Origin of the sequence: Cupriavidus necator N-1 (genome assembly GCF_000219215.1) — a bacterium.
Taxonomy (GTDB): domain Bacteria; phylum Pseudomonadota; class Gammaproteobacteria; order Burkholderiales; family Burkholderiaceae; genus Cupriavidus; species Cupriavidus necator.
Genome location: NC_015726.1, coordinates 1,122,640 through 1,137,074, shown reverse-complemented (window position 1 = coordinate 1,137,074; position 14,435 = coordinate 1,122,640). Strand labels below are relative to the sequence as shown.

The window sequence follows — 14,435 nt, the reverse complement described above, 5'->3', positions numbered from 1 at the left end:
CGGTGAACCGGAGTCCATACCATGCAGCCAGCCACCCACAACACTTGCAGGACCTGGCAACGGCTTCTCCCACTGGCCGGCGCGCTGCTGCTGGCGCTGTCGCACCACGCGGCGTTCGGGCAGGAACTGCTTGTGCTCGGCGGCCTCCAGTCGACGGAGTCCCTCGGCGAGCGCAGCTACGGCTACGCCTACTCCTACCAGCACAACCTCGGCGAGAACTGGTACGCGACCTTCACCTACCTGAATGAAGGCCATGTCACCAACCATCACCGCGACGGCCACAGCGTCCAGCTTTGGTGGCGCTACCTGGCCCTGGACCGCAGGCTGACGCTGGCCCTCGGTGCCGGCCCTTACCGCTATTTCGATACCACCGATCAGCGGTCGGACGGCACCTACGACAACCACCACGGCTGGGGCGCGCTGCTGAGCGCCGCGGCAACCTGGTATGTAAATGGCGGCCCCTGGATGCTGCAGGCGCGCTACAACCGGACGCAGACGCCGTCAAGCATCAAGACCAACACGTTGCTGGTGGGCGTCGGCTACCAACTCGATCGCGGTGACCGCGGCGGGCCGGTGGTGCCGCCGCCGGGGCGGACAGACAATGTCACGCAGAATGAGCTGACGGCGTTCCTTGGCGGAACCATCGTCAACAGCTTCGATCCACAGACTTCTTTCGCCAAAGCGGTAGAATACCGGCGCGGGCTGTGGCAATACGTGGACGGCACCATCAGCTACATCAACGAAGGAGAAAACGCGGTGCTGCGCCGCAACGGCGTGGCCGCGCAGGCGTGGCTCACGCGCGCGTTCTTCCACGACAAACTGACACTCGGGGTCGGCGTGGGCCCGTACTACGCCATCGACCTGAGCCAGAAAGGGTTGAGCGCAGCCAGCTCGCCGTCGCGATGGTCAGGCCTGATGTCGATGTCGGCCAGCTACCGGCTCGGCGACCACTGGCTGACGCGACTGACATGGAACCGCACCATGACCGGCTACGACCACGATACCGACGTGATCCTGGCGGGCGTCGGCTACCGCTTCTAAGCAAACAGGCCGGCGGAGCCGGCCTGTTTCAGGGGAGTACTTGCTTATTGGGATTCTTCGATCCAGGCAGCCTGGATCGCTTCCAGGATCTTCTCGCCGGAACGCTCCGGCACATCGGCAAAGCCATCCAGTTCCAGCACCCAGCGGCGCAGGTCGGTGAATCGCACCGACATGGGATCCACATCGGGATACTTGTCGTACAGGGCTGCCGCGATGTCGTAGGTATCGGTCCACTTCATGGGGTTATTCTCCGCTGAGGTCTGCCGGGCCGCTCAGTGGCCTTCCTTGGCGTGGTTGATGGTGTACTTCGGGATCTCGATGGTCAGGTCTTCCTCATCGACGATGGCCTGGCACGACAGCCGCGAATTCGGCTCCAGCCCCCAGGCCTTGTCGAGCAGGTCTTCTTCCTTCTCTTCAGCCTCGTTGAGCGAGTTGAAACCCTCGCGCACGATCACGTGGCAGGTGGTGCAGGCGCACGATTTCTCGCACGCATGCTCGATCGCGATGCCGTGCGAGAGCAGCGCATCGCAGACGCTGACACCCGTCTCGGCTTCAATCACCGTCCCATCCGGGCAGTATTCGACGTGGGGCAAAACTATGATCTGTGGCATCTCGTGTCCTGGTATCTGTAATGCGGTGCAGGCGTGGTGATCAGCCCAGCTCCTGCACCTTGCGCCCCGCCAGCGCGCTCTTGATCGAGCGGTCCATGCGGCGGGCAGCGAATTCGTCGGTGCCGTGCGACAGCTTTTCCACCGCGGCGTGGATGGCGTGGTGGTCGTCGCCGGTGGCGATCTCGCGCACCGTGGCCATCAGCGCTTCCACCGCAGTGCGCTCCTCGGCGGACAACAGGTCGCCATCGGTTTCCAGCGCGCGCTGCGTGGCCTCGACCAGCCGGTCGGCTTCCACGCGCTCTTCGGCCAGCGCGCGGCTCTTCATGTCGTGCTCGGCCTCGCGGAAGCTGTCCTGCAGCATGCGCGCGATATCGTCGTCGGCCAGGCCGTACGACGGCTTGACCGTGACCGAGGCTTCCACGCCCGAATGGGTCTCGCGCGCGGTCACGGACAGCAGGCCGTCGGCGTCGACCTGGTAGGTCACGCGGATGCGCGCCGCGCCCGCCACCATCGGCGGGATGCCGCGCAGCTCGAAGCGCGCCAGCGAGCGGCAGTCGCTGGCCAGCTCGCGCTCGCCCTGCAGCACGTGGATCGCCATCGCGGTCTGGCCGTCCTTGAAGGTGGTGAATTCCTGCGCGCGCGCCACCGGGATGGTGCTGTTGCGCGGGATGATCTTCTCGACCAGGCCGCCCATGGTCTCGACGCCCAGCGACAGCGGGATCACGTCGAGCAGCAGCCAGTCTTCGCCAGGGGCATGGTTGCCGGCCAGCAGGTTGGCCTGCATCGCGGCGCCCAGCGCCACCACGCGGTCCGGGTCCAGGTTGGTCAGCGGGGTCTGGCCGAAGTAGTCGCCCACGGCCTTGCGGATCGATGGCATGCGCGTGGCGCCGCCCACCAGCACCACGCCCTTGACGTCATCGGGGGTCACACCGGCGTCGCGCAGCGCCTTGCGCACCGGCGCCAGCGTTTTCTGCACCAGGTGTGCGGTGATCTGTTCAAAGGTTTCGTCGGTCAGAGCCAGGTGAACGATCTCGCCGGAATCGAGCACGGCATCGATCACGGTACTGTCCGCTTCCGACAGCGCTTCCTTGGCCGCGCGCGCGCGCACCATCAGCAGGCGCATGTCCTGCGCCGACAGCGGCTGCAGGCCGGCCTGCTCGACGATCCAGCACAGCACGCGCTGGTCGAAATCGTCGCCGCCGAGCGCCGAGTCGCCGCCCGTGGCCATCACTTCGAACACGCCCTGCGTCAGCTTGAGCACCGAGATATCGAAGGTACCGCCGCCCAGGTCGTAGACCGCGTAAATGCCTTCCGACGCATTGTCCAGCCCGTAGGCAATAGCCGCCGCGGTCGGTTCGTTCAGCAGGCGCAGCACTTCCAGGCCGGCCAGGCGCGCGGCGTCCTTGGTCGCCTGGCGCTGGGCCTCGTCGAAGTACGCCGGCACGGTGATGACCGCGCCGACCAGGTCGTCGCCGAGCGTGTCCTCGGCGCGCTGGCGCAGCGTGGCGAGGATCTCGGCCGAGATCTCGACCGGGCTCTTCACGCCGGCCGCGGTCTTGATCTGCAACATGCCGGGCGCGTCGACGAAGTCGTATGGGCTGTGCTCGATATTGGCGATGTCGCGCAGGCCGCGGCCCATGAAGCGCTTGACCGAGACGATGGTGTTCTTGGGGTCGCGCACCGCTTCATCCTGGGCCCGGTAGCCGATATGCGTGGTGCGGTCCGGCAGGTAGCGCACGACCGACGGCAGCAGCGCGCGGCCGCGTTCGTCGCCCAGCACTTCGGGAATGCTGCTGCGTACCGCGGCCACCAGCGAGTTGGTGGTGCCGAGGTCGATGCCGACGGCCAGGCGGCGTTGGTGGGGCGCCGGCGACATGCCGGGTTCGGAAATCTGGAGCAGTGCCATGGTAATTCTTCGCTGTCTTGTGCGGCAGGGGAAGCCGCCATGCGGGCGGATCTCGCGCCGGGCGCCATTTTGTCACGGGCCCGGCAAACGTGCCGGTCAGTCTTCCAGCCGGTCGATGGCCTCGCTGGTATCGTGTTCGATCTTCTCGATAAACATCAGTTGCCGCACCGCGCCGCCGGCCGCCTCGTTGTCGCCGGAATCCAGCAGCGCGCCCAGTGTTTCGTGGCGCTCGCGCTTTTCCTGGCGCAACTCGCGCAGCAGCGCATCGAGCCGGTCCACTGCGCGCTCTTCCACCGCTTCCTGCAGCGCTTCGCGCCATTCCATCTGCTGCATCAGGAAGGCCGGCGTCATGACCGTGTTGTTCTCGGCCTGCACATCGACGCCGCGCAGCTTCAGCAGGTAGGTCGCGCGCCGCAACGGCTGCCGCAGCGTACGGTAGGCTTCATTGGCATGCGCGGCCCACTGCATGGCCACGCGACGCTCGGCGTCGCCCGCCTTGGCAAAGCGGTCCGGATGTGCCTGCGACTGCACGGTGCGGTATGCCGCATCCAGCGCGGCCTCGTCGAGGCCGTACTGCGCCGGCAGGCCGAACAGCGCAAAAAAATCGTCTTTCAACTGCTTCCCCAAGAAAAAGGAGCGGCCGCGCCGCCCCTTTGTCCATTGCCGCCACGGTGCCGCTCAGGCGGGCTTGCGTGCCCACTCGGCCGGCGGTTCGTTGCGGTCGCACTTCAGGCAGTTCACCCGCATGCCGATCATGCCGGCGCGGCCCTGCTCGCTTTGCGTCCATGGCCGCGACTGCCACGGCGGGTCGTGCCGCATATGCTGGCCGTGCCCGCATTCGAGTTCGGCCACCCAGTGGCCTTCCTCGTCCCGGCGGAACCCGACGATGCTGCGCTCCACCGGGGCTTGCTTGCGCTGGCTTGCTCAGACCGTGAAAGACTCGCCGCAGCCGCACTCGTCCTTGACGTTGGGGTTGTTGAAGCGGAAACCTTCGTTCAACCCTTCACGTGCGTAGTCGAGTTCGGTGCCGTCGATATACGGCAGGCTCTTGGCGTCGACGATGACCTTGATGCCGTGCGATTCGAACACCGCGTCTTCCGGCAGCAGCTCGTCCACGTATTCCAGCTTGTAGGCCAGGCCCGAGCAGCCGGTGGTCTTCACGCCCAGGCGCAGGCCCACGCCCTTGCCGCGGCGTTCCAGGTAGCGGGCCACATGCTTGGCCGCCTTCTCGGTCATGGTGATCATCGTTGCGTCTTCCTTCGTCGATGCCGTGGTCAGTGCGACAGAATCAGGCAGCCTTCTGCTCGGCGCCGTGCTTCTTCTTGTAGTCTTCGACGGCGGCCTTGATCGCGTCTTCGGCCAGGATCGAGCAGTGGATCTTCACCGGCGGCAGCGCCAGTTCTTCGGCGATCTGGGTGTTCTTGATCTCCAGCGCCTGATCCACGGTCTTGCCCTTGACCCACTCGGTCACGAGCGAGGACGAGGCAATGGCCGAGCCGCAGCCGTAGGTCTTGAACTTGGCGTCTTCGATCACGCCAGCCTCGTTGACCTTGATCTGCAGCTTCATCACGTCGCCGCAGGCCGGCGCGCCGACCATGCCGGTGCCGACCGCATCGTCGTTCTTGTCGAACGAACCGACGTTGCGGGGGTTTTCATAGTGGTCGAGAACCTTGGTGCTGTATGACATTTTGCTTACCTCTTGCGTATCTTTGCGGGGGTATTGCTTTTTGTACTGATGATCTGTGGCGGGCGCGTCAGTGCGCGGCCCACTGGATCGAATTCAGGTCGACGCCGTCCTTGAACATCTCCCACAGCGGCGACAGGTCGCGCAGCTTGCCGATCTTGCTCTTGAGCAGTTCGATGGTGTAGTCGATTTCCTGCTCGGTGGTGAAGCGGCCCACCGTGAAGCGGATCGAGCTGTGGGCCAGTTCATCGTTGCGGCCCAGCGCGCGCAGCACATACGACGGCTCCAGCGAGGCCGAGGTGCAGGCCGAACCCGACGACACCGCCACGTCCTTGATCGCCATGATCAGCGATTCGCCCTCGACGAAGTTGAAGCTGACATTCAGGTTGTGCGGCACGCGTTGTTCCAGGTCGCCGTTCAGGTAGACCTCTTCCATGTCCGACAGGCCGTTCCACAGGCGGTCGCGCAGCATGCGGATGCGTTCGTTTTCGGTCGCCATCTCTTCGCGGGCGATGCGGAAGGCTTCGCCCATGCCGACGATCTGGTGTGTGGCCAGCGTGCCCGAGCGCATGCCGCGCTCATGGCCGCCGCCGTGCATCTGCGCCTCGATGCGCACGCGCGGCTTGCGGCGCACGTACAACGCGCCGATGCCCTTGGGGCCGTAGGTCTTGTGGGCCGAGAATGACATCAGGTCGCACTTCAGCTTGTTCAGGTCGATCGCCACCTTGCCGGTCGCCTGCGCGGCGTCGCAGTGGAAGATGATGCCCTTCTCGCGGCAGATCTCGCCGATCTGCTCGACGTCCTGGATCACGCCGATCTCGTTGTTGACCAGCATCACCGAGACCAGGATCGTGTCCGGGCGCAGTGCCTGCTTGAACACTTCCATGTCGAGCAGGCCGTTTTCCTTCACGTCCAGGTAGGTCACTTCAAAGCCCTGGCGCTCCAACTCGCGCGTGGTGTCGAGCACGGCCTTGTGCTCGGTCTTCAGGGTGATGAGATGCTTGCCCTTGCCCGAATAGAAGTTCGCGGCACCCTTGATCGCCAGGTTGTTCGATTCGGTCGCGCCCGACGTCCACACGATCTCGCGCGGGTCGGCGCCGACCAGTGCGGCCACCTGCTCACGCGCTTCTTCCACCGCGCGCTCTGCTTCCCAGCCGTACGCATGGCTGCGCGAGGCGGGGTTGCCGAACTGCTCGCGCAGGTACGGAATCATCTTGTCCGCCACGCGCGGGTCCACCGGCGTGGTGGCCGAGTAATCCATGTAGATGGGGAAATGTGGGGTGCTCATCGTTATGACTGCCTTGTTAGGGACCGCTGATCGCTGTTTTGCTGTCGTTGCCTGGGCACGCTCAGGACTGCGCCAGGCTGAAAACTGAATTCACCATTCTGGCCCGGACCGGCTTTTCCTGCTTGTCGGCCTTGCCGCGCGCAGCGGTCGCGACCGGCTGCGCAGCGTCTTCGCGCATGTCGTGCAGCACGGCAGGCTGGCGCTCGCGCTGCTGGTCCACCAGGTTCTTGAGGGAAACGGAGTCGAGGTACTCGACCATCTTCTGGTTCAGCGTGGCCCACAGTTCGTGGGTCATGCAGCGCCCGGAGCCGTCATCTCCGTTACAATTGCCCTTGCCGCCGCATTGGGTGGCATCCAGGGGCTCGTCCACGGCGATGATGATGTCCGCCACGGTGACGTCTTCGGCCTTGCGCGCCAGACTGTAGCCGCCGCCCGGGCCGCGCACGCTTTCAACGATCTCGTGCCGGCGCAGCTTGCCAAACAGCTGCTCCAGATAGGACAACGAGATCTTTTGCCGCTGGCTGATGCCGGCGAGCGTGACCGGTCCCTGGTCCTGGCGCATGGCCAGGTCGATCATCGCAGTGACCGCGAAGCGGCCTTTGGTGGTCAGTCTCATGGTGCAGGGCTCTGGGGGTGATGCCAATACTTGATCGTTTCCGTCAAGTATAAAGGTACCCGACTAATTCAGTCAACTACCCTGCCGCACCGCACCACGTCCCCATCACGCTTCGCGCCCGCCTGCGGCCGTCTCCGGGCCTGCCACGCGCGGCGGCATCACCAGCGACAGCGGGTGCGTCAGGATGCGCCGCCGCACGGCCGCGCTCAGTTCGGCGCGGTCCACGCGCCGCAGGTTGCGTGACCGCAGCGCCATATTGAACGCCAGCGCGAAGCTCACCGCCACGTTCAACATCCCCATCAGCGCAATGCCCGCCACCGCCAGCCACAGCGACGGCATGCGCAGCGCATCCATCCCCAGCACGCCGATGGCCGCGCCGACCGAGCCGGTCGACAGCGTCACATGACGCACTTCCATATGCGGCCCGAAGAAGCTCAGGATTTCCGGCCCCAACCCCAGCAGCAAGCCCAGCGACACATTGGCGACAATGCCCGACAGGTTACGCTTCCAGAAATCCGCCAGCCGGGTGGCGCCGCGTGCACCCAGCACGTAGCGCAGGCGCCGGTTGTAGGCCATCACGTCATGCACGCGGTGCAGCGCGAACCAGTTGTCGGCCCAGCCCGCAATCAGGCTGGACAGCCACAGCAGCACGCCGGTGAAGGCGGCGTAGAGCGGTGTCGGGCCCAGGATCGAGAACGATTCGATGGTGGCAATCGCCTTGGCCGGCGTGATCAGGTTGGCGCCCAGCAGCTTGTGCGCCAGCCACTGGATCCCCAGCGCCACCGGGAACACCACCGCCAGGTTGCCGACAATCGCCGCCGCGTTGGAACGGATCATGGCGATGGTGTCGTCGACGAATATCTCGCGCCCTTCCGGCCGCCCTGCCCCGTCCAGCCGGTGCGCCAGCGCGGGGCCGGTCATGGCCGGCTGCTTGGTCGCCAGCGTGAAGTGCGCAAAGTGGATGGCCAGGAAGCTGCCGGCGTAGTTGAGCGAGGCCAGCAACCCCTCACTGAACTTGTCCAGGTGCAGGCCGTGGATCAGGAACTTCAGGTACACCGTGGCGACCGAGACCAGGCCGCCGCCGGCTGCGGCGCGCACCAGTTCGGCGTATTCCTTGCGGTCGCGCGTGATGTAGTGCTCGCCGGTCTCGGCCGAGCGCTCCACCACCTTGCGCGCCAGCTGCGCGAACGAGGTGCCGGCCAGGTGCGAGATGCTGCGCCGGGCCTGGGTCGATCGGATCAGTTCCGCCACCAGGTGCGCATGCATGCCGGGCCGGTGGGGCTCGACCCAGGCCGCCAGCAGCAGCTCGATGCGGCTGAGCTGCACCTTCATGCGCTCGATCTGGAACACCACCTCGATCGATACGCCGTTTTCTTCCAGGTCTTCATACACATGGCGGATCGCGGCATGGCAGCCGTCCAGCAGCGCGCGGAAATAGTTCAGGCGATGGCCGAAGCTGTTGTCGTCATGGCGCAGGCCCTCTTCACGCAAGGCCTGGACGGCCTCGTCCAGGCGGAAGAACGGCGTCTCGTCCACGCGCCCGGCCAGGCGCGAACGGATCGCCTGGCTCAGGCCGGTGGCGCGCACCTGGCTGACCAGCACCGCGATGCTGGTGGCCAGCGTCTGGCCCAGCGCATCGCGATAGTGCGCCATACCCGCCGCTTCGCCCTTGGCGCTGCCGGCCTGCAGCACGCGCGCCAGCCGGGCCAGCAGCTCATCGTCGACGGCCTCGACCCACTCCGCGTCTTTATCACCGACGAACACCAGCGCAAACAGCCCCGCCATGTCGCTGCGGTTGGGCGGCGGCGGCAGGAAGCGGTTCTGCAGCCGGCCCACCATCTCGCTGACGAAGCCCGGGTGCAGGGCCACGCCGGTATCGCAGAACAGTCCGGTCGGGTCGTTCTCGCGCACCAGGCTGCGCACGGTCAGGGCAAAACGTTCGGCCCAGTCGGGATGCCGCTCCAGCACCTGCAGCAGGTAGCGCAGCCGCACATGCTCGGGGTGGCTGCGGTCCGTGCCGGGTTCCTGGCTGCCGGCATCGGCGCCCAGCCCGCCATCGCGGCGGATCCAGAAGCCCAGCTCGATCAGCCAGCCGTTGCGCTCGGCCAGCGGGGCCTCAGGATCGGCCGCGGCCAGGATGGCGTCGAGCTGCAGGCTGGCATTGCGCGATTCGCGCCATTTGCGGAACAGTTTGCGAAGCATGGATTCTCGTGGGATCGGGCCGCCGGCCGCGGCGCTCGTGGCGTCGCGGCGCGGGCCGCAGAAAAGGCGACGGGGCGGGTGCCCGGATCAGCCGGCGTTGCCTTGCAGGCGCTGGCGCAGCTCGGCCACCAGGCCCTCGCAGGCATCTTCGATGTAGTCGAGCACGCGCTCGAAGCCATCGCCTTCGCCGTAGTACGGGTCCGGCACCTCGTCGGCGTCGTGGCGGGTGGCGAAGCTCATCAGCAGGCGCAGCTTTTCGCCGGCATCGGGGCGCAGCCGCGCCAGGCCGGCCAGGTTCTCGCGGTCCATCGCCAGGATCAGGTCGAAGCGATCGAAGTCCGGCAGCCCGACCTTGCGCGCGCGCAGCGCGGACAGGTCATAGCCGCGCTGCAGCGCGTGGCGCTGGGTGCGGGGATCGGGCGCGCGGCCGAGGTGGTATTCATGCGTGCCCGCCGAATCCAGCTCCACCAGCGCGTCCAGCCCGGCCTCCGCCAGCTTGGCGCGCAGCACGCCCTCCGCCGTCGGGGAACGGCAGATGTTTCCCATGCAGCACATCAGGATGGCGTATGTCTTCATCGGATCACAACTTGGCGGGAGTGGAATGGCAGGCGCACCGGCCCTCGGCAGGGCCGCCGGCCGGACAGCCCGCAATTCTACCCGCAGCCCTTCAGGCCAGTTGCTTGGCCAGCCGCTCGCCGTGCGCAAACCCGGCCACTTCCGCGGCTTCGCGCGATTTATAGTGCTCGGTGATGCGCGAGGTCTCGGTCAGCGTGCCAGCGGCGCGGATATTGGTGCCGGGGCGGCAGACGCGCACGGTGTAGGACCATTCGCTCTGTGAGCGCTGCCTGACCTGGACCTGCACTTCGTGGGTTTCATAGACCTTCTTCTTCCATTCACCGATTTCGGTCATTGTGGTTCTCCACGGAAAATGGGGGTGCCTGGCTAGTTGACCTCGCCGGCGTCGATCGCCCGCATGGCGCCGGCCTCCGCCAGCGCGATGGCCCCTTCGGGCGTGGGCGCATCGCCCGCAATCGCCTCGAAGCTGGGGCCGGAAGGCTCGCCGAAGGCATCGGCGATGCGCATCTGCGCCGCAAACCCGCCGGCGGCATTCGGGACCGCGCTGACCACGACCGCGTAGCCGCCGTATTCAAACTGGCGTTCCATCGTAGCTCCTTGTCGTTCGCCATCAAGGCAGCTTGGCCGCCACCACCTCCAGCTTCTGGATCGGCGGCGTCCCCATGAACAGCTCCGGCGCCCTGGCCATCAGCGCCGCGGCAACCTTGCCGCCGAGGTGCGCCTCGCGCGCTGACTCATCGGGGAAGGCATCAAAGATGCCGAACATCGACGGGCCCAGCCGCAGCGCGAACCAGGCCGTGGTGCCGGCCTCCTGCTCCACCAGCGCGAGCCCGTCGCGCAGGAACTGCTCAACCTCCTGCTCCTTGCCCGGCCTGGCCTCCAGCGGTACCCACAGTCCAAGTTTTACCATGATGCGCCTCCCGGATCAGGTGTGACGCATTTCACTATAGGCCAGCCGGAGCCGGCACCACGCGTATCAGGCGGGCGGCAGCGCGCCATCTCCGCTGGCGCCGAACACCTGTGCCTTGAGCTTGGCCAGCTGGTCGCGCACCTGCGCCGCCTGCTCGAATTCCAGGTTGCGGGCATGGTCAAGCATAAGCTTCTCCAGGCGCTTGATTTCCTTGGAGACCTGCTTCTCGCTCATGTCCTCGTAGCGGGCCTGCTCCTGCGCCGCCAGCAGCTCGGCCTTGGCATCGCTGACGCTGTAGACGCCGTCGATGATGTCCTTGATGCGCTTGACCACACCGCGCGGCGTGATGCCGTTGGCCTCGTTGAAGGCGATCTGCTTGGCGCGGCGGCGCTCGGTCTCGCCAATGGCCTTCTTCATCGACTCGGTCATGCGGTCCGCGTACAGGATGGCGGTACCGTTGACGTTGCGCGCGGCGCGGCCGATGGTCTGGATCAGCGAGCGCTCGGCGCGCAGGAAGCCTTCCTTGTCCGCATCGAGGATTGCCACCAGCGACACCTCGGGAATATCCAGGCCCTCGCGCAGCAGGTTGATGCCCACCAGCACGTCGAAGGTGCCCAGGCGCAGGTCGCGGATGATCTCCACGCGCTCGACGGTGTCGATGTCCGAGTGCAGGTAGCGCACCTTGACCCCGTTCTCGGACAGGAACTCAGTCAGCTGCTCGGCCATGCGCTTGGTCAGCGTGGTCACCAGCACGCGTTCGCCGGCCTCGACGCGGGCGTGGATCTCGGACACCAGGTCGTCCACCTGCGTGGTCGCCGGGCGCACCAGGATGATGGGATCGACCAGCCCGGTCGGACGCACCACCTGCTCCACCACCTGCCCGGCATTCTCCTGCTCGAACTGCGCCGGCGTGGCCGAGACAAACATCACCTGGCGCATCTTGCGCTCGAATTCGTCGAACTTCAGCGGCCGGTTGTCCAGCGCCGACGGGAGCCGGAAGCCGTACTCCACCAGCGTGGTCTTGCGCGCGCGGTCGCCGTTGTACATGCCGTTGAGCTGGCCGATCAGCACGTGCGACTCGTCCAGGAACATCAGCGCATCCGGCGGCAGGTAGTCGACCAGCGTCGGCGGCGGATCGCCGGGGCGTGCACCGGACAGGTGCCGCGAATAGTTCTCGATGCCCTTGCAGAAGCCCAGCTCGGACAGCATTTCCAGGTCGAAGCGGGTGCGCTGCTCCAGCCGCTGCGCCTCCACCAGCCGGTTTTCCTTGTGGAAGAACTCGAGGCGCTCGCGCAGCTCCGACTTGATCGCCTCGATCGCGCGCAGCACGGTCTCGCGTGGGGTCACATAGTGGCTCGACGGGTAGACCGTGAAGCGCGGGATCTTCTGGCGCACGCGGCCCGTGAGCGGGTCGAAGAAATGCAGCGACTCGACTTCGTCATCGAACATCTCCAGCCGCACCGCCATCTCGGCATGCTCGGCCGGGAAGATATCGATGGTGTCGCCACGCACGCGGAAGGTGCCGCGCTGGAAGTCGGTCTCGTTGCGGGTGTACTGCATCGCGATCAGGCGCGCGATCACGTCGCGCTGGCTGATCTTGTCGCCGGCCCGCAAGGTGAGAATCATCTGGTGGTATTCGGTCGGGTTGCCGATACCATAGATCGCCGAGACGGTTGCCACGATGATGGTGTCGCGGCGCTCCAGCAGGCTCTTGGTCGCAGACAGCCGCATCTGCTCGATATGCTCGTTGATCGACGAGTCCTTCTCGATAAACAGGTCGCGCTGCGGGACGTAGGCCTCGGGCTGGTAGTAGTCGTAGTAGCTGACGAAGTACTCGACGGCGTTGCGCGGGAAGAATTCACGGAATTCCGCATAGAGCTGCGCCGCCAGCGTCTTGTTCGGGGCAAACACGATGGCCGGCCGCCCCATGCGGGCAATCACGTTGGCCATGGTGAAGGTCTTGCCCGAGCCCGTGACGCCCAGCAGCGTCTGGAACGACAGGCCGTCGTCCACGCCCTCCACCAGCTGCCGGATGGCCTCCGGCTGGTCGCCGGCGGGCGGGAACGGCTGGTACAGCTGGAACGGGGAGCCGGGAAATGTGACGAATTTGTCTTCGTCCAGGGCCGGCGCGGCTTCGGCAAGGTTCGACATAAGGGGCGTGGTGGCTGGAGAGGTAGCGGTACGAGTAAGGAAAGAAATAACGAAAGAAGGCGCGGCGAGATTAGGGAAAAACCTCAGGAAAACGGGCGGATACGCTAGAATCTTGGGGTTGACAGCCCCCGCTTCAAGCCACTTCCCGCCGGAAGGGAACGGGGCCTGCCAGCCGCCAGCGCAGTCCGAAGCATTCTACGCCTTCCCGTTTTCATTCATTGCCGACCACGAGATTCCAAATGAGTTTGTTTTCTGCCGTCGAGATGGCCCCGCGCGACCCGATCCTGGGCCTCAACGAAGCCTTCAATGCCGATACCCGCCCGACCAAGGTCAACCTGGGCGTTGGCGTGTACTTCACCGACGAAGGGAAAATCCCCCTGCTGCGCGCCGTCCAGGAGGCAGAAAAGGCCCGTCTGACCACCGCCACCCCGCGTGGCTACCTGCCGATCGAAGGTATCGCCGCCTATGACCAGGCCGTGCAGACGCTGCTGTTCGGCAAGGAATCGCCGCTGATCACCGAAGGCCGCGTAGTGACGGCACAGGCACTCGGCGGCACCGGCGCGCTGAAGATCGGCGCCGACTTCCTGAAGCGCCTGTACCCGGACGCCAAGGTCGCCATCAGCGACCCGAGCTGGGAAAACCACCGCGCACTGTTCGAATCCGCCGGCTTCCCGGTGGTCAACTATGCCTACTACGACGCCCCCAGCCACGGCCTGAACTTTGCCGGCATGGTGGAATCGCTCAAGTCGTTCCCGGCCAACACCATCGTCGTGCTGCACGCCTGCTGCCACAACCCGACCGGCGTGGACCTGTCGCCCGAGCAGTGGAAGCAGGTGGTGGAACTGGTCAAGGAACGCAACCTGATCCCGTTCCTGGACATGGCCTACCAGGGCTTTGCCGACGGCATCGACCCGGACGGCGCCGCCGTGCGCCTGTTCGCGGACTCCGGCCTGCCCTTCTTCGTGTCGAGCTCGTTCTCGAAGAGCTTCTCGCTGTACGGCGAGCGCGTGGGCGCGCTGTCGATCGTCACCACCAGCAAGGAAGAAGCGCAGCGCGTGATGTCGCAGGTCAAGCGCGTGATCCGCACCAACTATTCCAATCCGCCGACGCACGGCGGCACCGTGGTCGCCAGCGTGCTGAACAGCCCGGAACTGCGCGCCATGTGGGAAGAAGAACTGGCCGAGATGCGCGACCGCATCAAGCTGATGCGCCATGCGCTGGTGGACAAGCTGGCCACCAAGGGCGTGCCGGGCGACTTCTCCTTCGTCAAGGCGCAGCGCGGCATGTTCTCGTACTCGGGCCTGACCTCGGCCCAGGTGGATCGCCTGCGCAATGAGCACGGCATCTACGCCGTCGGCACCGGCCGCATCTGCGTGGCCGCGCTGAACAGCCGCAACATCGACGCCGTCGTCGATGCAATCGCAGCTGTGATGTAAAAGCCCTTTGAAAT

At 65.9% G+C, this 14,435-nt stretch carries 17 protein-coding genes; 2 read left to right on the top strand and 15 right to left on the bottom strand.

All coding sequences use genetic code 11. From position 1 onward, the window contains the following. The first annotated feature begins 21 nt into the window (after nt 1-21). Nucleotides 22-1,041 carry a hypothetical protein gene (locus CNE_RS05400; protein ID WP_013956122.1) on the top strand — a complete coding sequence of 340 codons (1,020 nt, stop codon included), beginning with the start codon at nt 22-24 and terminating at the stop codon, nt 1,039-1,041. A 44-nt stretch (nt 1,042-1,085) separates the two neighbouring features. On the opposite strand, the gene iscX is transcribed toward CNE_RS05400, so the two are convergent. The 15 genes from iscX to uvrB all read right to left on the bottom strand — a co-directional run bounded on the left by iscX (nt 1,086) and on the right by uvrB (nt 12,985). After that, nucleotides 1,086-1,280: a Fe-S cluster assembly protein IscX gene (gene iscX / locus CNE_RS05395; RefSeq protein ID WP_013956121.1), complete on the bottom strand. Its 195-nt coding sequence runs from the start codon at nt 1,278-1,280 to the stop codon at nt 1,086-1,088. A 33-nt stretch (nt 1,281-1,313) separates the two neighbouring features. After that, nucleotides 1,314-1,652, bottom strand: coding sequence for an ISC system 2Fe-2S type ferredoxin (gene fdx / locus CNE_RS05390; RefSeq protein ID WP_013956120.1), 339 nt, complete (start codon nt 1,650-1,652; stop codon nt 1,314-1,316). A 40-nt stretch (nt 1,653-1,692) separates the two neighbouring features. Continuing rightward, nucleotides 1,693-3,558, bottom strand: a complete 1,866-nt coding sequence (gene hscA / locus CNE_RS05385; RefSeq protein ID WP_013956119.1) for a Fe-S protein assembly chaperone HscA — start codon at nt 3,556-3,558, stop codon at nt 1,693-1,695. 96 nt (nt 3,559-3,654) lie between these two features. Then, nucleotides 3,655-4,173 (bottom strand): Fe-S protein assembly co-chaperone HscB, encoded by a 519-nt coding sequence (hscB, locus tag CNE_RS05380; RefSeq protein ID WP_013956118.1) that lies wholly within the window; start codon nt 4,171-4,173, stop codon nt 3,655-3,657. A gap of 63 nt (nt 4,174-4,236) precedes the next feature. Continuing rightward, nucleotides 4,237-4,458 (bottom strand): DUF3565 domain-containing protein, encoded by a 222-nt coding sequence (locus tag CNE_RS05375; protein WP_010809023.1) that lies wholly within the window; start codon nt 4,456-4,458, stop codon nt 4,237-4,239. A 24-nt stretch (nt 4,459-4,482) separates the two neighbouring features. Beyond that, nucleotides 4,483-4,803 carry an iron-sulfur cluster assembly protein IscA gene (iscA, locus tag CNE_RS05370; protein ID WP_010809024.1) on the bottom strand — a complete coding sequence of 107 codons (321 nt, stop codon included), beginning with the start codon at nt 4,801-4,803 and terminating at the stop codon, nt 4,483-4,485. 43 nt (nt 4,804-4,846) lie between these two features. Next, nucleotides 4,847-5,245 carry a Fe-S cluster assembly scaffold IscU gene (gene iscU, locus CNE_RS05365; protein WP_010809025.1) on the bottom strand — a complete coding sequence of 133 codons (399 nt, stop codon included), beginning with the start codon at nt 5,243-5,245 and terminating at the stop codon, nt 4,847-4,849. Between the two features lie 67 nt (nt 5,246-5,312). Then, the gene (locus CNE_RS05360; protein WP_269148715.1) at nt 5,313-6,536 is read right to left on the bottom strand and encodes an IscS subfamily cysteine desulfurase; all 1,224 of its coding nucleotides are present in this window, start codon (nt 6,534-6,536) and stop codon (nt 5,313-5,315) included. A gap of 55 nt (nt 6,537-6,591) precedes the next feature. Beyond that, entirely contained in the window at nt 6,592-7,146 is a 555-nt protein-coding gene (iscR, locus tag CNE_RS05355) for a Fe-S cluster assembly transcriptional regulator IscR (RefSeq protein WP_013956116.1), read from the bottom strand. Nucleotides 7,147-7,251: 105 nt separating this feature from the next. Further along, on the bottom strand, nt 7,252-9,348 hold the full coding sequence (locus CNE_RS05350; protein WP_013956115.1) for a site-specific recombinase: 2,097 nt from the start codon (nt 9,346-9,348) through the stop codon (nt 7,252-7,254). An 87-nt stretch (nt 9,349-9,435) separates the two neighbouring features. Continuing rightward, the gene (locus CNE_RS05345; protein WP_013956114.1) at nt 9,436-9,924 is read right to left on the bottom strand and encodes a low molecular weight protein-tyrosine-phosphatase; all 489 of its coding nucleotides are present in this window, start codon (nt 9,922-9,924) and stop codon (nt 9,436-9,438) included. A gap of 91 nt (nt 9,925-10,015) precedes the next feature. After that, complete coding sequence (locus CNE_RS05340; RefSeq protein WP_013956113.1) at nt 10,016-10,258, bottom strand: hypothetical protein; 243 nt, start codon at nt 10,256-10,258, stop codon at nt 10,016-10,018. A 32-nt stretch (nt 10,259-10,290) separates the two neighbouring features. Further along, a complete protein-coding gene (locus tag CNE_RS05335) occupies nt 10,291-10,512 on the bottom strand; it encodes a hypothetical protein (RefSeq protein ID WP_013956112.1) in 222 nt (73 codons plus the stop codon). A 22-nt stretch (nt 10,513-10,534) separates the two neighbouring features. Continuing rightward, complete coding sequence (locus CNE_RS05330) at nt 10,535-10,834, bottom strand: putative quinol monooxygenase (protein ID WP_013956111.1); 300 nt, start codon at nt 10,832-10,834, stop codon at nt 10,535-10,537. A gap of 66 nt (nt 10,835-10,900) precedes the next feature. Then, entirely contained in the window at nt 10,901-12,985 is a 2,085-nt protein-coding gene (gene uvrB / locus CNE_RS05325) for an excinuclease ABC subunit UvrB (RefSeq protein WP_013956110.1), read from the bottom strand. A 239-nt stretch (nt 12,986-13,224) separates the two neighbouring features. Between uvrB and CNE_RS05320 the strand changes: the two genes are divergently transcribed. Continuing rightward, nucleotides 13,225-14,421, top strand: a complete 1,197-nt coding sequence (locus CNE_RS05320) for an amino acid aminotransferase (RefSeq protein WP_013956109.1) — start codon at nt 13,225-13,227, stop codon at nt 14,419-14,421. Nucleotides 14,422-14,435 lie beyond the last annotated feature (14 nt).